The sequence below is a fragment of the Kitasatospora sp. NPDC048194 genome (assembly GCF_043202455.1).
In the GTDB taxonomy this organism is placed as follows: Bacteria; Actinomycetota; Actinomycetes; order Streptomycetales; family Streptomycetaceae; genus Kitasatospora.
The window spans coordinates 16072-38368 of the sequence record NZ_JBIDAK010000051.1 but is presented as its reverse complement, the minus strand read 5'-3'; the positions used below and the strand labels follow the sequence as shown (position 1 = coordinate 38368).

At 74.2% G+C, this 22297-nt stretch carries 9 protein-coding genes; all 9 read left to right on the top strand.

All coding sequences use genetic code 11. From position 1 onward, the window contains the following. Positions 1 to 37 precede the first annotated feature (37 nt). The 9 genes from ACGF07_RS34230 to ACGF07_RS34190 all read left to right on the top strand — a co-directional run bounded on the left by ACGF07_RS34230 (position 38) and on the right by ACGF07_RS34190 (position 22289). A complete protein-coding gene (locus tag ACGF07_RS34230; protein ID WP_392905342.1) occupies positions 38 to 11263 on the top strand; it encodes an amino acid adenylation domain-containing protein in 11226 nt (3741 codons plus the stop codon). 162 nt (positions 11264 to 11425) lie between these two features. Next, complete coding sequence (locus tag ACGF07_RS34225) at positions 11426 to 12481, top strand: SAM-dependent methyltransferase (protein ID WP_392905340.1); 1056 nt, start codon at positions 11426 to 11428, stop codon at positions 12479 to 12481. Next, positions 12481 to 13536: an aminotransferase class I/II-fold pyridoxal phosphate-dependent enzyme gene (locus ACGF07_RS34220; protein WP_392905338.1), complete on the top strand. Its 1056-nt coding sequence runs from the start codon at positions 12481 to 12483 to the stop codon at positions 13534 to 13536. Before ACGF07_RS34225 ends, ACGF07_RS34220 begins: the two co-directional genes overlap by 1 nt. A gap of 72 nt (positions 13537 to 13608) precedes the next feature. Then, positions 13609 to 15021: an MFS transporter gene (locus tag ACGF07_RS34215; protein ID WP_392905335.1), complete on the top strand. Its 1413-nt coding sequence runs from the start codon at positions 13609 to 13611 to the stop codon at positions 15019 to 15021. 155 nt (positions 15022 to 15176) lie between these two features. Next, positions 15177 to 16274 carry a 4-hydroxyphenylpyruvate dioxygenase gene (gene hppD / locus ACGF07_RS34210; protein WP_392905333.1) on the top strand — a complete coding sequence of 366 codons (1098 nt, stop codon included), beginning with the start codon at positions 15177 to 15179 and terminating at the stop codon, positions 16272 to 16274. Next, positions 16271 to 17407, top strand: coding sequence for an alpha-hydroxy acid oxidase (locus ACGF07_RS34205; RefSeq protein WP_392905330.1), 1137 nt, complete (start codon positions 16271 to 16273; stop codon positions 17405 to 17407). The genes hppD and ACGF07_RS34205 overlap by 4 nt, the downstream gene beginning before the upstream one ends. Before the next feature lie 65 nt (positions 17408 to 17472). Next, a complete protein-coding gene (locus tag ACGF07_RS34200; protein WP_392905345.1) occupies positions 17473 to 18708 on the top strand; it encodes a PLP-dependent aminotransferase family protein in 1236 nt (411 codons plus the stop codon). Between the two features lie 348 nt (positions 18709 to 19056). Beyond that, entirely contained in the window at positions 19057 to 20574 is a 1518-nt protein-coding gene (locus ACGF07_RS34195) for an APC family permease (RefSeq protein WP_392905328.1), read from the top strand. 29 nt (positions 20575 to 20603) lie between these two features. Further along, on the top strand, positions 20604 to 22289 hold the full coding sequence (locus ACGF07_RS34190) for a flavin monoamine oxidase family protein (RefSeq protein WP_392905326.1): 1686 nt from the start codon (positions 20604 to 20606) through the stop codon (positions 22287 to 22289). The last annotated feature ends 8 nt before the right edge of the window (positions 22290 to 22297 follow it).

Sequence of the window (22297 nt, the reverse complement as noted above, 5' to 3'; positions counted from 1 at the left end):
CTTCACCGCCTGCCCCTACGGCGACCCCGGCACCCGCATGTACCGCACCGGCGACCTCGCCCGCTGGACCACCACCGGCGAACTGGAGTTCGTCGCTCGCGCGGACGACCAGATCAAACTCCGCGGCTTCCGCATCGAACTCGGCGAGGTGGAGACCGCCTTCGCCGCCCACCCGGCCGTCGGACAGGTCGTCGCGACCGTCCGCGAGGACCAACCCGGCGACAAACGACTCGTCGTCTACACCACCGGCACCGCCACCACCGCCGAACTGCGCACCTTCACCGCCGAACGCCTCCCCGCCTACATGGTCCCCGCCGCCGTCGTCACCCTCGACACCCTGCCCATCACCCCCAACGGCAAGATCGACCGCCGCGCCCTCCCCACCCCCGACTACGCCGAAGCCGCCCAGGGCCGCGCCCCCCGCACCACCACCGAACGAACCCTCTGCAACCTCTTCGCCGACGTCCTCGCACTGCCCACCGTCGGCATCGACGACAACTTCTTCGACCTCGGCGGCCACTCCCTCCTCGCCACCAAACTCACCAGCCGCATCCGCACCACCCTGGACGTCGAGGTCCCCATCCGCACCCTGTTCGACGCACCCACCGTCGCCGGGCTGGCCCGCCGGCTCGGCGAGAGTCACACCGACGGACGCGCGGCGCTGGCGCCCCGGAAGCGCCCCGAGCTGGTGCCGCTCTCCTACGCCCAGCAACGGCTCTGGTTCATCGAGCAGTTCGAGGGCCCGAGCACCCTGTACAACACCCCGTTCGCCGTCCGGCTGACCGGCGAGATCGACACCACCGCCCTCGCCGAGGCCCTGCGCGACGTCGCGGACCGGCACGAAGTGCTGCGCACCACCTTCCCGACCGTCGAGGGCCGGCCCCACCAGCAGGTCCGCGACGACCTCGAGCCCACCCTCCAGCTGACCCGCGTCGCCGACGAGACCGAACTGGCCGAGGTGCTCGACCAGGCGATCGGCCACGTCTTCGACCTGGCTACCGAGCCGCCGATCCGCACCCGGCTGTTCTCCCTCGGCGCCGACCGTCACGTGCTGCTGGTGCTGCTGCACCACATCGCCAGCGACGGCTGGTCCGTCGCCCCGCTCTTCCGGGACCTCGCCACCGCCTACCAGGCCCGCCGCAGCGGCTCGGCACCCGACTGGCGCCCGCTGCCCGTCCAGTACGCCGACTACACCCTCTGGCAGCGCGAACTCCTCGGCTCGGAAGACGACCAGGACAGTCTGCTCGGACGGCAACTCGCCTTCTGGGAGCGGTCGCTGTCCGACGCGCCGGAGGAACTGGCACTCCCCTACGACCGGCCCCGGCCGACCACCCCCAGCCATCGGGGCGACCTGGTCGAGTTCACCGTCGGCACCGAACTGCACGGTGCTCTTGCGGAGTTGGCGGCCGCGCAGAACGCCAGTCTGTTCATGGTCCTCCAGGCCGCCGTCGCCGCCCTCTACACCCGGCTCGGCGCCGGCACCGACCTGCCCCTCGGCACCCCCGTCGCCGGACGAACCGACCAAGCCCTCGACGACCTCGTCGGCTTCTTCGTCAACACCCTCGTCCTGCGCACCGACACCACCGGCAACCCCACCTTCCGGGAACTGCTGGACCGCATCCGCCACACCGACCTCGACGCCTACGACCACCAGGACATCCCCTTCGAGCGCCTGGTCGAACACCTCAACCCCACCCGCACCCCCGCCCGCCACCCCCTCTTCCAGACCCTGGTCGCCCTGGAGAACCACACGCCGGTTCCGGAGGCCTTCGGAGAACTCCCCTGCGCCTCGGTGGAATTCGACCTGGACGTGGCCAAGTTCGACCTCTCCTTCGGATTCTCGGAGCTGAGCGGGGAGGGCGGCCTGTCAGGCGCGATCGAGTACGCCACGGACCTCTTCGACCGGAGCACCATCACCACGCTCGCCGAGCGGCTCCTGCGCGTCCTCGGCGCCGTCGCCGCCGACCCCGACGCCTCGATCGGCGGGATCGAGGTGCTCAGCCCGGCGGAGCGGGAGCGGCTGTTGGCGGACGGCAGGGGCCCGGTGGCGGCGCTGCCCGAGGGCGGGCTGCCCGCGGTGTTCGAGGCCCAGGCCGCCACGACTCCCGACGCCGTCGCCCTGCTGGCGGTGGACGGCGAGCTGACCTATGCCGAACTCAACGCCCGCGCCAACGGTCTGGCGCGTCGGCTGGTCACGGCCGGCGTGGGCACGGAGACGCCCGTCGCCCTGCTCATGGACCGCTCGGCCGCCCTCGTGGTGGCGATCCTGGCCGTCCTCAAGGCCGGCGGCACCTACGTGCCCCTGGACGACGCCCAACCCGACGAGCGCCTACGAGCCGTCCTCACGAACGCCGGCACCCGGCTCGCGCTCACCGACCCCGGACACCACGACCACCCGGCCCTCGAAGGCCTCAGGACCCTGCCGGTCGGCGACGACACCGCCGACAACCTCGAACTACCTGTTCGCGCCGACCAGTTGGCGTACGTGATGCACACCTCCGGCTCCACCGGCACCCCCAAGGGCATCGGCATCACCCACCGCTCGGTCATCGACCTCGCCCTCGGCGGCACCTTCACCACCGGCAACCACTCCAGCGTGCTGGTCCACTCCCCCACCGCCTTCGACGCCTCCACCTACGAACTCTGGACCCCACTCCTCTCCGGCGGCCGCGCCGTCCTCGCACCCCCCGGACGCCTCGGCGCCACCGAACTCGCCCACACCATCCACCACGGCGGCGTCACAGCCGCCTGGCTCACCGCCGGCCTCTTCAACGTCATCGCCACCGAAGCCCCGGAGACCTTCACCGGCCTGCGCGAGGTGTGGACCGGCGGCGACGTCGTCTCCCCCGCAGCCGTCCGCCGCGTCATGGCCTCCTGCCCCGACCTCACCGTGGTCGACGGTTACGGCCCCACCGAGACCACCACCTTCGCCACCTGCCACGCCATGGCACGCGCATCCGCAGTGCCCCACACGGTGCCGATCGGCCGCCCGCTGCCCAACACCCGGGTGTACGTGCTGGACGCCGGGCTGAGACCCGTCCCGGCCGGCGTGCCCGGCGAGCTGTACATCGCCGGCCCCGGCCTCGCCCGCGGCTACCTCGGCCGCCCCACCCTCACCGCCGAACGCTTCACCGCCTGCCCCTACGGCGACCCCGGCACCCGCATGTACCGCACCGGCGACCTCGCCCGCTGGACCACCACCGGCGAACTGGAGTTCGTCGCTCGCGCGGACGACCAGATCAAACTCCGCGGCTTCCGCATCGAACTCGGCGAGGTGGAAACCGCCTTCGCCGCCCACCCGGCCGTCGGACAGGTCGTCGCGACCGTCCGCGAGGACCAACCCGGCGACAAACGACTCGTCGTCTACACCACCGGCACCGCCACCACCGCCGAACTGCGCACCTTCACCGCCGAACGCCTCCCCGCCTACATGGTCCCCGCCGCCGTCGTCACCCTCGACACCCTCCCCATCACCCCCAACGGCAAGATCGACCGCCGCGCCCTCCCCACCCCCGACTACGCCGAAGCCGCCCAGGGCCGCGCCCCCCGCACCACCACCGAACGAACCCTCTGCGACCTCTTCGCCGACGTCCTCGCACTGCCCACCGTCGGCATCGACGACAACTTCTTCGACCTCGGCGGCCACTCCCTCCTCGCCACCAAACTCACCAGCCGCATCCGCACCACCCTCGACACCGACCTCCCCATCCGCACGCTCTTCGACCACCCCACCGTGGCCGCCCTCGCCCCTCTGCTGTCCGGCGCCGCCGCCCGTCCGGCTCTGCGGCCGCAGCCCAGGCCGGCGCGCGTCCCGCTCTCGCCGGCCCAGCAACGCCTCTGGTTCATCGACCAGTTCGAGGGCCCGAGCGCGCTCTACAACACCCCCTTCACCGCCCGGCTAGCCGGCGAGATCGACACCACCGCCCTCGCCGAGGCCCTGCGGGACGTCGCGGACCGGCACGAGGCGCTGCGCACCACCTTCCCCAGCGCCGACGGCCAGCCGCACCAGCAGGTCGTCCAGGCCGACCGCGTCGCCCTCCGCACCCGCAGCGTGGCCGACGAGGACGAGCTGCAGGCCGCCGTGTCCGAGGCCGCCGGTGAGGTGTTCCGCCTCGCCGAGGACCTGCCGATCCGGGTGTCGCTGTTCTCGCTGCCGAACGGCGAGCACGTGCTGCTCGTCCTGCTGCACCACATCGCCGCCGACGGCTGGTCCGTCGCCCCGCTCCTGCGCGACCTCGCCGCCGCCTATCAGGCCCGCCGCGCCGGCTCGGCACCCGACTGGCGGCCCCTGCCCGTCCAGTACGCCGACTACACCCTCTGGCAGCGCGAACTCCTCGGCACCGAGGAGCAGCCCACCAGCGCACACCGGGGCCAACTGGCCTACTGGCAGCGAGCCCTGGCCGGCGCACCGGAGGAACTTGCCCTCCCCTACGACCGCCCGCGTCCGGCCGCCCCCAGCCACCGCGCGGGAACGGTGGAATACCGGATCTCTCCCGAACTGCACCGCGCCCTCACCGAGTTGGCCGCCGCGCAGAACGCCAGTCTGTTCATGGTCCTCCAGGCCGCCGTCGCCACCCTCTACACCCGGCTCGGCGCCGGCACCGACCTGCCCCTCGGCACCCCCGTCGCCGGACGAACCGACCAAGCCCTCGACGACCTCGTCGGCTTCTTCGTCAACACCCTCGTCCTGCGCACCGACACCACCGGCAACCCCACCTTCCGGGAACTGCTGGAGCGCGTCCGCCACACCGACCTCGACGCCTACGACCACCAGGACATCCCCTTCGAGCGCCTGGTCGAACACCTCAACCCCACCCGCACCCCCGCCCGCCACCCCCTCTTCCAGACCGTGCTGACCTTCGGCAGCGGCCCCTCCCCGGTGCTCACCCTCGGCGAGGCCGGCGGGGTGCTGGAGGGCGCGGGCGCGGCCCAGGCCCACTTCGACCTGAACTTCAACTTCACCGAGCAGTACGGCGGGAACGGCGCCCCGCTCGGGGTGGCGGCGGCCGTCGAGTACGCGGCGGACCTCTTCGACCACACCACCGTGACGGCCCTGGTGGAGCGCCTGCTCCGCGTCCTCGACGCCGTCGCCACCGACCCGGACACGCCCGTCGGCGCGATCGGGATCCTCGCCCCGGGCGAGCGCGAGCAGCTGCTCAGCGGCTGGAACGACACGGCCGCCCCGGTCGCCGACCGCACCCTGCCCGAGCTGTTCGAGGCCCAGGCCGCCGCCACCCCGGACGCCGTGGCCGTGGTCTCCGACACCGAGGAGCTGAGCTACGCGGAGCTGGACGCGCGGGCCGGGAAGCTGGCAGCCGTGCTGCTGGCGGGCGGGCTGGCGGTGGAGGAGCCGGTCGGGATCCTGATGGACCGCTCGGCCGACCTGGTCGCGGCGATCCTCGCGGTCACCAAGGCCGGCGGCACCTACGTCCCGTTGGACCCGCGCTACCCGCTGGACCGGATGCGGCACATCCTCGCCGACACCGGGGCGCGGCTGGTCCTGGTCGACGCGGCGCACCGCGACCACCCGGTGCTCGCCGACGGCGGCCCCCGTGCTCTCGACGTCGGCGCGGCCTCCGCCGCCGAGCCGGCCGGGCGGCGCTCGCACCCGGGCCAGCTCGCCTACGTGATGTACACCTCCGGTTCGACCGGGGTGCCCAAGGGCGTCGCGGTCACCCACCGCAACGTGGTCGACCTGCTGGCCAACCGGCACTTCCACGAGGGCCACCACGCCGGTGTCCTGCTGCACTCGCCCACGGCCTTCGACGCCTCCACCACCGAGGTCTGGGCGCCGCTGGTGACGGGCGGACGGATCGTGCTGGCGGCGCCCGGGCAGCTCGACCTGCGTGCTCTGGCCGCGACCATCACCCGGCACGCGGTCACCCTGGTGCAGGCGCCCTCGGGCCTGCTGCGGCTGATGGCGGAGGAGACCCCGGAGGCGTTCCGGGCCGTGCGCCAGGTGTGGACCGGCGGCGACGTGGTGCCGCCGGAGGCCGTACGGCAGCTGTTCCGGGTCTGCCCCGGGACGGACGTGGTCGCGGTCTACGCACCGACGGAGACGACGGCCATCAAGACCACCTTCACCATGACGCCCGGCACGGACGTCCCGGACGTGGTGCCGATCGGCCGCCCGCTCGCCAACACCCGCGCCTACGTCCTCGACGACACCCTCCGACCCGTCCCGGCCGGAGTCCCCGGCGAGCTCTACCTCGCCGGCGCCGGCCTCGCCCGCGGCTACCTCGGCCGCCCCACCCTCACCGCCGAACGCTTCGTCGCCTGCCCCTACGGCAACGGCAACGGCGAACGCATGTACCGCACCGGCGACCTCGCCCGCTGGACCACCACCGGCCAACTCGAATTCCTCGGCCGCACCGACGACCAGGTCAAGATCCGCGGCTTCCGCATCGAACTCGCCGAAGTGGAAACCGCCTTCACCACCCACCCCACCGTGGGCCACGCCGTAGCCCTCGTCCGCGAGGACCAACCCGGCGACAAACGACTCGTCGTCTACATCACCACCGCCGCCGACAGAGCCACCGACCCCGCCACCCCCGCCGAACTCCGCGCCCACGCCGCCGAACGCCTCCCCGCCTACATGCTCCCCGCCGCCATCGTCACCCTCGACACCCTCCCCGTCACCCCCAACGGCAAAGTCGACCGCCGCGCCCTCCCCGCCCCCGACTACCGCACCACACCCCAAGGCCGCGAACCCCGCACCGAACGCGAGCGGACCCTCTGCACGCTCTTCGCCGAAACCCTCGGCCTCCCCGCCGTCGGCATCGACGACGACTTCTTCGACCTCGGCGGCCACTCCCTCCTCGCCACCAAACTGGTCAGCCGCATCCGCACCACCCTGGACACCGAACTCCCCATCCGGGCCCTGTTCGACGCGCCCACCGTCGCGGCCCTGGCCGCCGCCCTGCCCGCCTCCGGCGGCGCCCGGCCGGCCCTGCGGCGCGCCGACCGGCCGGAGCGCGTCCCGCTCTCCCCGGCGCAGCAACGCCTCTGGTTCATCGACCAGTTCGAGGGACCGAACGCGCTCTACAACACCCCGTGCGCGGTGCGTCTGACCGGCCCGGTCGACACCGCCGCCCTCGAGGAGGCGCTGACGGACCTGCTGCGCCGGCACGAGGTGCTGCGCACGGTCTACCCGAGCGTGGCCGGCCGGCCGCACCAGCTGGTCCTGGACGACGCCCGACTCCCGCTCCGCACCGTGCCGGTGGCCACCGAGGAGGACCTCGGGGCGGCCCTGGCCGCGGCCGGCCGGGAGGTCTTCGACCTCGCCCGCGACCTGCCCGTCCGCGCCACGCTGTACTCGCTCCCGCACGAGGAGCACGTCCTGCTGGTGCTGATGCACCACATCGCCACCGACGGCTGGTCCGTCGGCCCGCTGCTGCGGGACCTCGACACCGCCTACCGGGCCCGCCGCACCGGCTCGGCACCCGACTGGCGGCCCCTGCCCGTCCAGTATGCCGACTACACCCTCTGGCAACGCGAACTCCTCGGCACCGAGGAGCAGCCCACCCCGCTGTCGGCCGGCCAACTCGCCTTCTGGCGCCGGGCCCTGGCCGGTCTCCCGGAGGAGCTGGCGCTGCCCTACGACCGCAAGCGGCCGACGGCGGCCAGCCACCGCGGCGACACCGTCGAGCTCCGGATCCCCGCCGAACTCCACGCCGCCGTGAGCGCGTTGGCCCGGGAGAATCGTTCCAGCACGTTCATGGTGGTGCAGGCCGCCCTGGCCGCCACCCTCGGCCGGCTGGGTGCGGGCAGCGACATCCCGCTCGGCACTCCGGTCGCCGGCCGCACCGACGAGGCCCTCGACGACCTGGTCGGCTTCTTCGTCAACACCCTGGTGCTGCGCACCGACCTCTCCGGCGACCCGAGCTTCCTCGACCTGCTGGAGCGCGTGCGGGTGGCCGACCTGGACGCCTTCGAGCACCAGGACCTGCCCTTCGAGCGGCTGGTCGAGGCGCTCAACCCGGCCCGCTCGACGGCCCGGCACCCGCTGTTCCAGGTGCTGTTGACCTTCGGTTCCGCCACATCCGCCACATCCGCCACCACACCCTCCGCCGCGCCCTCCGCGACGTCCTCGCCGACGTCCTCGCCGACACCGTTGCCGACACCGCCACCGGCGCCCTCGGCGGACGGACTGCCCTTCCGGGTCGAGCCGGCGGCGGCCGAACACGCCAAGTTCGACCTGGCCTTCGGCTTCCTGGAGCGGCTCGACGCGGACGGAGCACCGGCCGGGATCGACCTGGTGGTCGAGTACGCGGTGGACCTGTTCGACCCGGCCACGGTGACGGCGATCGGCCACCGCTTCGAGCGGCTGCTCGGCGCGGTGACCGCCGATCCAGCCCGCCCGGTCAGCGAGGCGGAGATCCTCACGGCAGCCGAACGGACCCTGATCCTGGAGCAGTGGAGCCGGCCCGGGGAGCACCCGGAGGCCTACGGACTCCGCACCCTCCCCGCGCTGTTCGCCGCCCAGGCGGCGCGCACCCCGGACGCCGTCGCGGTGGTCCACCGGGACGAACGGCTCGACTACGCCGAGCTGGACGCCCGGGCGAACCGGCTGGCCCACCTGCTGGCCGCGCGGGGAGTGGGCCCCGAGCGGCTGGTGGCCCTGGCACTGCCGCGCTCCGCCGAGCTGGTGGTCGCCGTGCTCGCGGTGCTCAAGGCGGGTGGCGCCTACCTGCCGATCGACCCGGACTACCCGGCCGACCGGATCGCCTACACCCTGCGCGACGCCGCCCCTGAGCTGCTGCTCACCACGACCGCGACCGCCGCCCGACTGCCCGATGCGGGGCCGCCGTCGCTGCTGCTCGACACCCCGTCGACGGCGGCCGAGCTGGCCGGGGCGAGCACCACCGCTCCCGCGCCCGCCCTGGTGCCCGACCACCCGGCCTACGTCATCTACACCTCCGGCTCGACCGGCCGCCCCAAGGGCGTGGTGGTCACGCACGCCAACGTGGCCCGGCTGTTCGCCGCCACCGCCCGGTGGTTCGCGCCCGGCCCGCAGGACGTCTGGACGCTGTTCCACTCCTACGCCTTCGACTTCTCGGTCTGGGAGCTGTGGGGCGCGCTGCTGCACGGCGGCCGGCTGGTCGTGGTGCCCTTCGAGGTGAGCCGGGAGCCCCGGGAGTTCCTGGAGCTGCTGGTGCGCGAGCGGGTCACCTTCCTCAACCAGACGCCGTCCGCGTTCTACCAGTTGATGCAGGCCGACGAGGAGGCGCCGGAGCTGGGCCGCGACCTCGCCCTGCGACGGGTGGTCTTCGGCGGCGAGGCGCTCGACCTGGCCCGGCTGGCGCCCTGGTACGAACGGCACCCCGAGGACGCGCCGGTGCTGGTCAACATGTACGGCATCACCGAGACCACGGTGCACGTCTCCTACCGCCCGCTGGACACCGCCACGGCCGCCGGGCAGTTTCGGTCGCTGATCGGCGCGGGCATCCCGGACCTGCGGCTGTACCTGCTGGACTCCCGGCTGAGGCCGGTGCCCGCCGGGGTGCCCGGCGAACTGTACGTGGCCGGCGCCGGGCTGGCCCGGGGCTACCTGGGCCGGCCGGGGCTGACCGCGGAACGCTTCGTCGCCGACCCGTACGGCGCCCCCGGCACCCGGATGTACCGCACCGGCGACCTGGCCCGCTGGACGGCCGCCGGCGAACTCGACTACCTCGGACGCATCGACGCCCAGGTGAAGGTCCGGGGCTTCCGGATCGAGCTGGGCGAGATCGCCTCGGTGCTCAGCCGCCACCCGCAGGTGGCCTCCGCCGCGGTCGTGGTCCGCGAGGACACCCCCGGCGACAAGCGCCTGGTCGGGTACCTGGTGCCTGCCTCCGCCGCCGGGCCGCTCGATGCGGACGCCGTCCGCGCCCACCTGGCCGCCGAGCTGCCGGACCACATGCGGCCCGCGGCCCTGGTGCCGCTGGAACGGCTGCCGCTGACGCCCAACGGCAAGCTCGACGAGCGGGCGCTGCCCGCCCCCGGGCCGGGCCGGGCGGGCGCCGGCCGGGCGCCGCGCACTCCGCTGGAGGAGCTGCTGTGCGGGCTGTTCGCCGACGTGCTCGGCGTGGAGCGGGTCGGCGTCGACGACAACTTCTTCGAGCTGGGCGGCCACTCTCTGCTGGCCGGCCGCCTGATCGCCGGTGTGCGGGAGCTGACCGGCGCGGACGGCCTCGGCGTCCGGGCGCTCTTCCAGGCGCCCACCGTCGCCGGGCTGGCCGGGCTGGTGGCCGGACTGGTGGACGGACTGCAGGCCGGACCGCCGAGCGGCAGCCGGGATGGCGCCGCCACCACCGACGTGACCGGCGCCGGCCCTGCCGCTGCTGCCGCCACCGCTGCTGCCGCTGCCGCTGCCGCCGCCGAGGAGGCCTTCCCGGTGCTGCTGCCGATCCGCGCCCGGGGCTCCCGCCCGCCGCTGTTCTGCGTGCACCCGGCGGCCGGCATCAGCTGGGTCTACACCGGCCTGCTGCGCCACCTGGACGCCGAGCAGCCGATCTACGGCCTCCAGGCACCCGGACTCGCCGACCTGGACCGGCACCCGGCCAGCCTGGCGGACCTGGCCCGCACCTACCTGGCCGAGCTGCGCGCGGTGCGGCCCGAAGGTCCGTACGCCCTGCTCGGCTGGTCCTTCGGCGGGCCGGTCGCCCACGCGATCGCGGCCCTGCTGCGGGAGCAGGGCGAGCAGGTCTCGCTGCTCGCCGTCCTCGACGGCTACCCGGCACCCACCGCCGGGGAGGCCGCCCGGAACGGCGCCGCACCGGGCGGCGCCGGGCACGGCCGGGCCCGCCGGGACGCCGCCGAGCGCGAGCCGGCGCTGCTCGCCGCGATCCTCGCCTCCCTCGGCCACCGGCCGGCGGACATCACGGCCTGGCCCACCGACGAGGCCGGCTACGCCGAGCTGGTCCGGGACGGCGACGGCCCGCTGGCCGGCCTCAGCGGTGCCGGGGTGGCCCGGGTGGTCGAGGTCTTCCTGGCCAACCTCGCCCTGGCCGACGACGCCCCGCTGCCCGGCTACGACGGCGACGCCCTGGTGTTCGTCGCCGCCGAGGACCGCCCGGCCGACGCCCCCGACCCCGAGAGCTGGCGCCCGTACGTGGGCGGCCGGATCGAGGTCCACGAGGTGCCGAGCACCCACGGCGCGATGACCGGCCCGCGGGCGCTCTCGGTCATCGGCCCGGTGCTCGCCGAGCGACTCCGCCACCCGGCGCCGCACCCGGCGGAGGGCCCGGCGCCCGGCGCAGCGCCCACGCACCACCACCCCTGAACCGCACCACCCCTGAACCGCACCACCGCAGGACCCGCACCACCCTTGGAGCGCACCACCGCACCACCTCCCGCAAGCGCACCACCGCTCCGACGCGACACCCCCGCACCGACCACCCCACCGGCCGCGACCCGGCCCACCCACGATGAATGGAGACCACCGATGCACAGTGCCGTCATTCCCGACACCTGGCGCGGCGTCACCCCGGCGCCGATGTCGTCGACCGACGCCTACAACGGCTTCATCGCCGCGAACGTGATCTTCGCGCTGGACCGGATCGGCGTACTGGAGCGGATCGGCCGCGGCGAGCCGCTCTCGGCCGCCGAGGCCGCCCAGTCCGCCGCATCGGCCGGTGACGTCGCCAGAACGGAGGCCGTGCTGCGCGCCGCCGCCGACTACGGCTTCCTCAAGGCCGACGGCGCCGGCTACCTGCCCACCGAGGCAGGCCGCGAAGTCGCCTCCGCCCGTGGCTACTTCACCTGGGCCGTCGGCGGCTACCACGACGTCTTCGGCCGCGCCGGGCACCTGAGCGCCGGGACGCACCACTACCAGCAGGACGTCTTCCGCGACGAGGCGATGGTCGCCCTCGGCTCCGCCCAGTGCGACCAGTCGATGTTCGCCGCGCAGCTGACCGACGTGCTCGACGGCATCGACTTCCGCCTCATCGCCGACCTCGGCAGCGGCACCTCCGCCCGGGTGCGCCGGGTGGTCTCCCAGCGGGAGGGCAGCCGGGGCCTGGGCATCGACATCAGCCGCCCGGCCACCGACATCGCCCGCCGCGAGATCGCCGAGGCCGGCCTCGAGGACCGGGTCACCGCCGTCCGGGCCGACGTGCTGGGCCTGCTCGGCACCCAGATCGACAACGACGCCGAGGCCGCCGAGGTGGCCGAGGTCGACACCGTGATGAGCTTCTTCCTGCTGCACGACCTGCTGGCCGACCCGGCCACCCGCTCCTCGATCTTCACCCGGATGCGGGAGGCCTTCCCCAAGGCCCGCACCTTCGTGCTCGGCGACACCATGCTGCGCGGCCCCGGCGAGTCGCAGAGCACCCTGCCGGTCTTCTCGGTCGGCTTCGAGCTGGCGCACGCGATGATGGGCGTGCCGCTGCACACCAAGGAGACCTACGAGCAGCTGTTCGCCGACGCGGGCCTGCGGATCGACCGCGTCGAGGCCCTGGCCACCCCGCACTCCTGGCTCTACGTCCTGCAGGCCGACTGATGGCCGCCGCTCCCCCGGCCAGATACCTGCTGGCCCAGAACGAGCACCCGTACCCGCCGCTGCCCTCGGTGCTCGCCGCCCTGGCCGACGCCACCGGCGACCTGCACCGCTACCCGGACCTGCGCCCCCGGCGGATCGAGGGGATCATCGCCGACTGGCAGGGCGTCCCGGCCGGGCAGGTCGTGGTCGGCCACGGTTCGGCGGGCGTCGCGCTGGACCTCTTCCACGCCGTCGTCGAGCCCGGCGACAACGTGGTGCACTCGGACCCCTGCTTCGACGCGTACCCGCTGTTCTGCCGGATCGCCCGGGCCGGGGCCAGGCCCGTCCCGCTCGGGCCGGACGCCCGGCACGACCTGGCCGCGATGGCGGAGCGGCTGGACGACCGCACCCGGATCGTGGTGCTGTGCAACCCGCACAACCCGACCGGCACGGTCTACTCCTGGGCCGGGCTGACCGCCTTCTTCCGCCGGGTGCCGCCCACGGCGCTGATCCTGCTGGACGAGGCGTACATCGACTTCGCCCGCGGCTGGGCGGCCCCGGACGTCCCGGCCCGGATCGCCGAGTGGCCCAACCTGGTGGTGCTGCGCACCCTCTCCAAGTCGCACGGCATCGCCGCGCTGCGGATCGGCTACGCGATGGCGGCGGAGCCGGTGGCGCAGCGGGTACGGGACCACCAGGTGCCGTATGCGGTGAACCGCCTCCAGGAGGCGGGCCTGCTGGCCGCCGTGGCGGCCCAGGACGAGGTGGACCGGCGGATCGCCGGGATCGCCGCCGAGCGGGACCGCCTGCGGGCCGAACTGCTCGGTCTGGGCTGGGCGGTGGCGCCGAGCCTGACCAACTTCCTGTGGGTGGCCGTCCCCGGGGACCAGTCGCCCGTCAAGGCCGCGCTGGAGCGGCTCGGGGTGGCCGTCCGGTTCTACCCCGGCCAGGGCATCCGGATCGCCGTCGGCGAGAAGGACGCCAACGACGCCGTGCTCGCGGGCTTCGCCGAGGCCGGCCCGCCCCCGGCGGCCCCGGCTGCGCCCACCGCCCCGCCCTCCGACGCCGCCCGCTAGGGCCGTCCGCCGGGACCGCTCGCCGGCCCGCGCCCGCACCATCCACCACACCGCAGCAACGAAGGACAGGACATGCACCCACTTCTGGCGCGGCCGGAGTTCCGGCTCTACATCGCGGGACAGACGCTGTCCGTCCTCGGGGACAGCGCCCTCTTCATCGCCCTGGGCATCTGGGCCAAGGTGCTGACGGGGAGCAGTTCCGCGGCCGGTCTGGTGATGTTCTGCTACGCCGTTCCGATGCTGCTGCTGCCGCTCGGCGGCCTGTTCGCCGACCGGGTCCGCCGCCGGCCGCTGCTGGTCGCGGTCAATCTGGTCCTGGCGGTGGCGGTCACCCCGCTGCTGCTGGTGACGGGCCGGGGCCAGCTGTGGATCATCTACGGCACGGCCGTGCTCTACGGGCTGGCCGGGGCCGTCCTGACCCCGGCCCAGAGCGCGATGCTCCGGACCATTCTGACGGATCGCCAGGACTTCGGGGCGGCCGTCGGGTTCACCCAGAGCATGCGCGCGGGCACCACCCTGGTCGCCCCGCTGGTCGGCTCCGGCCTGTACGGGTGGCTCGGCGGCCGGGCCGTCGCCGTGGTGGACATCGCCATCCTGCTGGCGGCGGCGCTCGCCTTCCTGGCCCTGCGGGTGGCCGAGCCGACGCCGGAGCCCTCCGGCCGCCGCTGGCGCACCGAGGTGCTGGCGGGCTTCCAGCACCTGCGCACCACCACCTCGCTGCTGCCGCTGCTGATCGCGACCACCGCGACCGCCACCGTGCTCAGCTTCCTCCAGCCGGTGCTGTTCTCGCTCATCCAGCACGGGCTGCACCGCTCGCCGCAGTTCCTCGGCGTGCTGGAGACGGTGGAGGCGGTCGGGTCGCTGGGCGGCTCGGTGCTGGGCGGCCTCCTGATCGGCAAGCTCGGCCCCCGGCGGACCGTCATGATCGGCTCGGCCGTCTTCGCCCTCGGCGCCGCGCTGCTGCTGACCCCGTCGGTCTGGGTGGTGGCGGCCGGTCTGCTGATCGCCGGGGCCGGCATGCCGGCGGCCGTGGTCGGCCTGGCCACCGCCGCCCAGTCGCTGACCCCGCCCCGGTTGATGGGCCGCACCCAGGCGGCCGTCAACCTGGCGCTCACCGCTCCCCAGGCGGTCGCCATCGGCATCGGCGCCGGGCTGGTGGCCGCGCTGGACTTCCGGACGGTGCTGGCCGCGATGCTGGTCGGTGCGCTGCTCTCCGCCGCCTTCCTGATCGGCAAGCCGGAGGCGGCGGCCGAGGACGACGGAGCCGGAACCGAGGCCGGGGCCGACGCCACGGCCGAGGCCGAGAACGAGGCCACGGCCGAGGCCGACGGGGCCATGGCCGAGACCGAAGCCGAGGCCGCCGACCAGGACGGCGACGGTGACCGGCCCGGCGCGGGCGGCGGCGACACCGCCGCCACCGCCGACACCGCCGCCACCGGCGACGCCGGGAACACCGCCGCACCGCACCTCCAGCGCACCACCTGACGAGCTGCCACCACCGCTCCGACCGCCCGACCGCCCATCCGCCCATCACCGGTCGCCGCCCGTCCCGCGATCGACGCCACCGGCCCGCCCCGGGCGGCACCGCACCGCCGCCCGGGTGGGCCGCCGTGTCCCCTCCTCACGAGAGAGCCCCTCAGATGACCGCCCCCTCCTCTCCCCTCCCCGCCGCGCTGCCCGTCGAACTGGACCACGTCGAGTTCTACGTGGCCGACCTCACCGCCGAGACCGCCCGGCTGACCGCCGAGTACGGCTTCGAACTGCTCGCCCCGCCCACCGAGCTGGGCGGGGCCGCCGAGCGCTGCCTCTCCGCCCTGCTCGGGCAGGGGAGCATCCGTCTGCTGCTGACCCAGCCGCTGGCCGCCACCCACCCGGCCACCGGCTACCTCGCCCGGCACGGCGACGGCGTCGCCGCGCTGGCCCTGCGGGTGCCGGATGCCGCCGCCGCGTACCGGACGCTGACCGACCGGGGCGCCGAGGGGCTGCGCCCTCCGCGGTCCGGGCACGGCTGCGTCACCGCGGTGGTCGGCGCCTTCGGCGACGTGGTGCACACCCTGATCGAGCGCGGCCCCGAGGTGCCCGCCGACCGGATCCCGGGCCTGCCGGACCCCGCCCCGGCGACCGGCGCCGGGTCGGTCGGCCTGCGCACGGTGGACCACTTCGCGGTCTGCGTGCCCTCCGGCGAGCTGCGCGAGACGATCCGCCGCTACCGCGAGGTCTTCGGCTTCCGGATGATCTTCGAGGAGCGGATCGAGGTCGGCACCCTCGGCATGGACTCGGCGGTGGTGCAGAGCGCCGACCACAGCGTCACCCTCACCGTGATCGAGCCGCTCGGTCCGGAGGCCGGCGGCCAGATCGCCTCCTTCCTCGCCGACCACGGCGGCGCCGGGGTGCAGCACGTGGCCTTCTCCTCCGCCGACGCCGTGCACTCCGTCACCGCGCTGGCCGAGCGCGGCGTGCCCTTCCTGCGCACCCCCGGCACGTACTTCGACGCCCTGCCCGCCCGCCTGACCCCGCTGCGGCACACCCTCGACCAGCTGCGCGACCTCAACCTGCTGGTCGACCAGGACCACGACGGCCAGCTGTTCCAGATCTTCACCCGCTCCCAGCACCCGCGCGGCACCTTCTTCTTCGAGATCATCGAGCGCATCCGGGCCCGCCACTTCGGCAGCAACAACATCCGCGCCCTCTACGAGGCCGTCGAACTCCAGCGCAGCGCCAGCGAAGTGGCCGGATGAACCCGCCCGCAACCCCTCTGGCGGTCAGTCAGCTGCCCCTGTCCGTCGCCGAGTACGCCGATCTGGCCCGCGCCGCCCTGGCCCCCGACGTCTGGGACTGGCTGGCCGGCGGCGCCGAGCAGGAGCGCACCCTCGCCGCCAACCGGGCCGCCTTCGACCGGCTCGCCCTGGTCCCGAGGGTCCTGGCCGACGTCTCCGCCACCGACACGTCCGCCACCCTGGTGCGCAGCCGCGCCGCCCTGCCCGTGGCGGTCGCCCCGGTCGCCTACCACCGCCTCTTCCATCCCGAGGGCGAACTGGCCTCGGCCCGGGCGGCGGCCGCGGCGGGCGTCCCGTTCACCGTGGGCACGCTCAGCAGCGTCGGCTTCGAGGACCTCGCCGCGACCGGCGCCACCCTCTGGTTCCAGCTGTACTGGCTGCGCGACCGGGGCCGGCTGCTCGACCTGGTCGCCGCCGCCGAGGCGGCCGGCAGCGAGTGCCTGCTGGTCACCGCCGACGTGCCGTACATGGGCCGCCGGCTGCGCGACGCCCGCAACGCCTTCGCCCTGCCCCCCGCCGTCCGCGCGGCGCTGCTGGACGGCGGCGCAGCCGGACGGGCGCACCGGGCCTGCGCCGCCGTCTCCGCCGTGGCCGCGCACACCGCGGAACTGCTCTCCCCCGCCGTCACCTGGGCCGACCTCGCCTGGCTGCGCGACCGCACCCGGCTGCCGCTGGTGGTCAAGGGGGTGCTCGACCCGGCGGACGCCGCCCGGGCCGCCGACCTCGGCGCCGAGGCCGTGGTGGTCTCCAACCACGGCGGCCGCCAACTCGACCGCGCGGTGCCGTCGGTGACGGCCTTGCCCGCCGTGGCCGAGGCCCTGGCGGGCCGGGACTGCCAGGTCCTGCTGGACAGCGGGGTGCGCAGCGGCTCGGACGTCCTGACCGCCCTGGCCCTCGGCGCCACCGGCGTGCTGCTCGGCCGCCCGGCGATCTGGGGCCTCGCCGCCGGCGGCGAGGCCGGCTGCGCCCACGTGCTCGCCCTGCTGGCCGCCGAACTGCGCCACGCGCTCGGCCTCGCGGGCTGCGCCGACCTGCGCGCCGCCGCCCGGCTGCGCACCGCCTTCCTGCCCTGCCCCACCTGGAGTGCCCCGTGACCACCACCGCCCCGCCGTACGACCTGCTGGGCAGCGACCTGCACCCGTCCCTCGCCGACCCGGCCATGACGTCGATGAACCTGCTCAACGAGATCTCGATCCGCTACCCGGACGCGGTCTCCTTCGCCGCCGGCCGTCCGGCGGAGGACTTCTGGGACCTCGACGCCGTCCACCGCCACCTGGACCGCTACGTCGAGCACCTGCGCACCGAACGCGGTCTGTCCGCGGCGGCCGCGCGCCGCCAGATCCTCCAGTACGGCCGCACCAAGGGCATCATCCACGACCTGATCGCCACCCACCTCGCGGTGGACGAGTCCATCCGGGTCCCCGCCGAGTCGATCGTGGTGACGGTCGGCTGCCAGGAGGCGATGTTCCTGGTCCTGCGGGCGCTGCGGCGCGGCCCCGAGGACGTGCTCCTCGCCGTCTCCCCCACCTACGTCGGCCTGACCGGCGCCGCCCTGCTCGCCGACCTCCCGGTCCACCCGGTCGCCGACGGCCCCGACGGCGTCGACCTCGCCGACCTGCGCCGCCGGCTGACCGCCGCCCGAGCCGAGGGCCTGCGCCCCCGGGCCCTCTACCTGGTGCCGGACGTCGCCAACCCCAGCGGCGCCAGCCTCCCCCTGGAGCTGCGCCGGGACCTCCTCGCCCTGGCGGCCGAGGAGGACATCCTGATCCTGGAGGACAACCCCTACTGCGTCTTCGCCGGCGAGGAGCGCCTTCCCTCCCTGAAGGCCCTGGACACCGCCCGCCGGGTCGTCCACCTGGGCTCCTTCGCCAAGACCGCGCTCCCCGGCGCCCGGGTCGGCTACGTCGTGGCCGACCAGCTCGTCTCCGACGGCGCCGGCGGCACCCGCCTCCTGGCCGACCTGCTCGCCATGATCAAGAGCATGACCACGGTGAACACCTCACCGATCGCCCAGGCCGTGATCGGCGGCGCCCTCCTCGAACACGGCCACAGCCTGCGCGCCGCCAACACCGCGACGGCCGCCCTCTACCGGCGCAACCTCGCCCTGCTGCTGGACGGCCTGGCCCGCCGCTTCCCGCCCTCCACCGGCATCACCTGGAACACCCCGCGGGGCGGCTTCTTCCTCGTCCTCACCGTGCCCCACCTGCGCATCGACGACGCCCTGCTGGAGCGTTCCGCCTCCCGCCACGGCGTCATCTGGACCCCCATGTCGCACTTCTACCCGGCCCCCGGCGGCACCCACCAGCTCCGCCTCTCCGTCACCCAGCTCACCCCCGCCACCCTTGAGCGCGGCCTCGACGCCCTCGCCACCCTCCTCACCGACCCCACCCCCTGACCCCGCCCCACCGAGGAGGCCGCCCCGGAACCCGGGGCGGCCTCCTCGGCAGTTCGTCCCCGCCGTCTCCTGGCGGGGGCCGGCACCCGGCCATGGGTCTGCCGACGGTGGTCGACTCGAACGATCGCGTCCACCGATCGTGAGGGAGACGTCCGGCCCGCGAGACGTCCGGCCCGCGCCTTAGCGAAGGATCCCGGCCGCCGCACGGTGGCACGGCGTCAACCCTTTCCCGGGCACGGCTACAGAATGCTCCTGCCCGCCGGGCCACCGGCGCCCGCACACTGGGTCGACTCCGCGCCGGCGGAGTCGTCGATCCCGAGCCCGTGCGCGCCTCCGAGGGAGTAGCCCATGCCCGCTGCCGAGACCACCGCCACCCCGGACCGGCCCGACGTCCAACGGCTCAGAGCGAATTCGGTCGGGCTGATCGGCGTGATCTTCATGGCACTGGCCACTGCCGCGCCGATCACCGCGATGACCGGCAACCTGCCGGTCATCGTCGGCGGCGGCAACGGGGTGCACGCCCCGGCCGGATTCCTCTTCGTCACCGCCGTCCTGACCGTCTTCACCGTCGGGTACGCCGCCATGGCCCGGCACATCACCACCGCGGGCGCTTTCTACGGCTTCGTCTCGCACGGCCTCGGCCGGGTCGTGGGCATGGCCTCCGGCCTGCTGGCGGTGCTCGCGTACGTGGTCTTCGAGGCGTCGATCGTCGGGATCTTCGCCTACTTCGCCGAGCAGGCCTTCACCGCCCAGTTCGGCATCCACTGGTCGTGGCAGGTCTTCGCGCTGGCGATGCTGGCGATCACCGCCGCGCTCTCCTACTTCGACCTCGAGGTCGCCTCCAAGGTCCTCGGTGTCTTCCTGGTCGGCGAGGTGGTGATGCTGCTGATGCTCGCCGGTTCGGTGCTGGCGCACGGCGGCGGCCCCGGCGGGCTGCACGCCGGTACGCTCGACCCGACCGGGGCGTTCGCGGGGGTCAACGCGGGCGTCGGGCTGTTCTTCTGCTTCTGGTCCTGGATCGGCTTCGAGTCGACCGCGATGTACGGCGAGGAGTCCCGCAACCCCAAGCGGATCATCCCTCGCGCCACGCTCCTCGCCGTCCTCTCGCTCGGGGTCCTGTACACCTTCGTCACCTGGATGGTCATCTCCGGCAACGGCCCGACCGAGTCGCTCGACATCGCGAACGGCGGCAACCCGCTCGACCTCTTCCTCGCCCCCGCCCACACCTACCTGGGCCACTGGGCCGTCACCGCCTTCCAGTGGCTGATGTGCAGCAGCGCCTTCGCCTGCGGCATGGCCTTCCACCAGTGCGCCTCGCGCTACCTGTACGCGATCGGACGCGAGGGCTTCCTGCACCCGGCGCTCGGCCGCACCCACCCGCGGCACGGATCGCCGCACATCGCCTCCTTCACCCAGACCGCCATCGCACTCGCCGTCATCGGCGGCTTCTGGGCCGCCGGACAGGACCCGTACGTCAGCCTCTACACCCTCACCGCCATCCTCGGCACGCTCGCGCTGCTCGTCGTCCAGACGCTCTGCTCCTTCGCGGTGATCGCGTACTTCCGCCGCAACCACCCGGAATCCCGGCACTGGTTCCGGACGTTCACCGCGCCACTGCTCGGCGGGATCGGGATGCTGGCGGCGATCGTGCTGCTCGTGGTCAATCTGGACACGGCAGCCGGAGCGGCCTCGAAGACCTTCTTCTTCAAGCTCATCCCGTGGATCGTCGGGGCGGTCTTCGCCGGCGGCATCGCCCTCGCCCTCTACATGCGGGCCCGCCACCCGCAGCGGTACGAGGTCATGGGCCGCCTGATCATCGAGGACAGCCGGGAACGTACCGAGCATGCCTCCCCCGCCACCGTCTGAACCGACCGACCTCGCGAAGGGATCCCCCCATGGCTCGCTCACACCTCGCCTGGCACCTCAAGCAGTCGCTCGCCGACCACGCCGCCGCCGCGAGACTGCGGATGCCCGCCGACGACTACCGGGCCCTGCGCGACGAGGCCCGTACGGAGCCGGCCGGACCGTCCCGCAGGGCCCTGCTCGCCCGCGCGGCGGCACTCGGTGTCGGCGCGGCCGCGCTCGCGGTCACCCCCCGGGCCCGGGCCGCGACCACCGCGGCCGCGAAGTACACCGGCCCCGCCCCGCGGATCGCCGTCATCGGCGCCGGCATCTCCGGCCTGAACGCCGCGCTCACCCTGGCGGACAAGGGGATCGCCGCCACGGTCTACGAGGCCCATCCCTCCCGCATCGGCGGCCGGATGTACTCGGGCGGCAGCCCGTCCACCCCCGGCCTCTGGGCGCAGGGCCAAGTCTCCGAGTACGGCGGCGAACTGATCGACACCGGCCACCACACCGTGCTCCGGCTCTGCCAGCGCTTCGGCCTCTCCACCACCTCGGTGCGCGCGGCGACCCCGGCCGGCGCCGAGCAGATCCTCCGCTTCCAGAACGACTACTACCCCCGCTCCACGGCCGACGCCGACTTCAAGGCGGTCTGGCAGCTGATCCAGAAGGACATCCAGGCCGGTGGCTCGGCCCCGACCTGGGACGACCACAACGCCGCAGCCGTGGGCCTCGACCACATGTCCGTCCGCGACTGGATCGAGACCCGTGTGCCCGGCGGGGTCTCCAGCAGGCTGGGCGCCCTGCTCGACGTCGCGTACGCGGTCGAGTACGGCGCCGACACCACCGCCCAGTCCTCGTACGCGCTGCTCCTGATGCTCTCCTCGCAGGCCAACCCGGGCAGCTTCAGCATCTGGGGCGGCAGCGACGAGCGCTACCACATCACCGGCGGCAACGACCAACTGCCGCACGCCATCGCGGCGGCGCTCCCGGCCGGCACCGTGCAGCAGGGGTACACGCTGAAGGCGGTGGCCCGGAACGCCGACGGCACCCAGACGCTCACGTTCGACCTCGACGGCGGCGGCACCCGGACCGTCACCGCCGACCACACCATCCTGGCGGTGCCGCTGCCGATCCTGCAGCAGCGGATCGACTTCTCCTCCGCCGGGCTCGACCCGATGATGCGCGGCGTGCTCAGCCACATGACGATGGGGTACTGCACCAAGCTCAACATGCAGTTCGACACCCGCCCCTGGCTCGGAACGGGCCCGTGGCCGGGCGTCTCGAACGGCGAGTGCTTCGCCGACCTCCCCTTCCAGCAGGCCTGGGACGTCACCCGCGGACAGGCGGGCCGCAACGGCATCCTGGTCCAGTACGGCGGCGGCAGCCCCGCGAAGGGGCTGACCCCGCCCAGCGCCTTCACGGACGCCTCCACCGGCTACACCCGCGATCTGGTCGGCACCTATTTGAGCCAGATCGACCGGCTCTGGCCCGGCACCGCCGCCTCGTGGAACGGCCGCGCCACCCTCTCGGCCTGGCATCTCAACCCGTACTCCTACGGCGCCTACTCCTGCTGGCCGGTCGGCTACCTGACCACCTACGCGGGCTACGAGGGCACCGCCCAGGGCAACCTGCACTTCGCGGGCGAGCACACCTCCTACGACTTCCAGGGCTACATGGAAGGCGGCGCCTCCCAGGGCGCCCGCGCAGCAGCGGAGGTACTCGCGGCGATCGCCTGACCACCGGC

Coding starts and splice junctions, on each gene's coding strand:
- ACGF07_RS34230 (WP_392905342.1), top strand. CDS start 38: ATGTACCGCACCGGCGACCTCGCCCGCTGGACCACCACCGGCGAACTG.
- ACGF07_RS34225 (WP_392905340.1), top strand. CDS start 11,426: ATGCACAGTGCCGTCATTCCCGACACCTGGCGCGGCGTCACCCCGGCG.
- ACGF07_RS34220 (WP_392905338.1), top strand. CDS start 12,481: ATGGCCGCCGCTCCCCCGGCCAGATACCTGCTGGCCCAGAACGAGCAC.
- ACGF07_RS34215 (WP_392905335.1), top strand. CDS start 13,609: ATGCACCCACTTCTGGCGCGGCCGGAGTTCCGGCTCTACATCGCGGGA.
- hppD (WP_392905333.1), top strand. CDS start 15,177: ATGACCGCCCCCTCCTCTCCCCTCCCCGCCGCGCTGCCCGTCGAACTG.
- ACGF07_RS34205 (WP_392905330.1), top strand. CDS start 16,271: ATGAACCCGCCCGCAACCCCTCTGGCGGTCAGTCAGCTGCCCCTGTCC.
- ACGF07_RS34200 (WP_392905345.1), top strand. CDS start 17,473: ATGACGTCGATGAACCTGCTCAACGAGATCTCGATCCGCTACCCGGAC.
- ACGF07_RS34195 (WP_392905328.1), top strand. CDS start 19,057: ATGCCCGCTGCCGAGACCACCGCCACCCCGGACCGGCCCGACGTCCAA.
- ACGF07_RS34190 (WP_392905326.1), top strand. CDS start 20,604: ATGGCTCGCTCACACCTCGCCTGGCACCTCAAGCAGTCGCTCGCCGAC.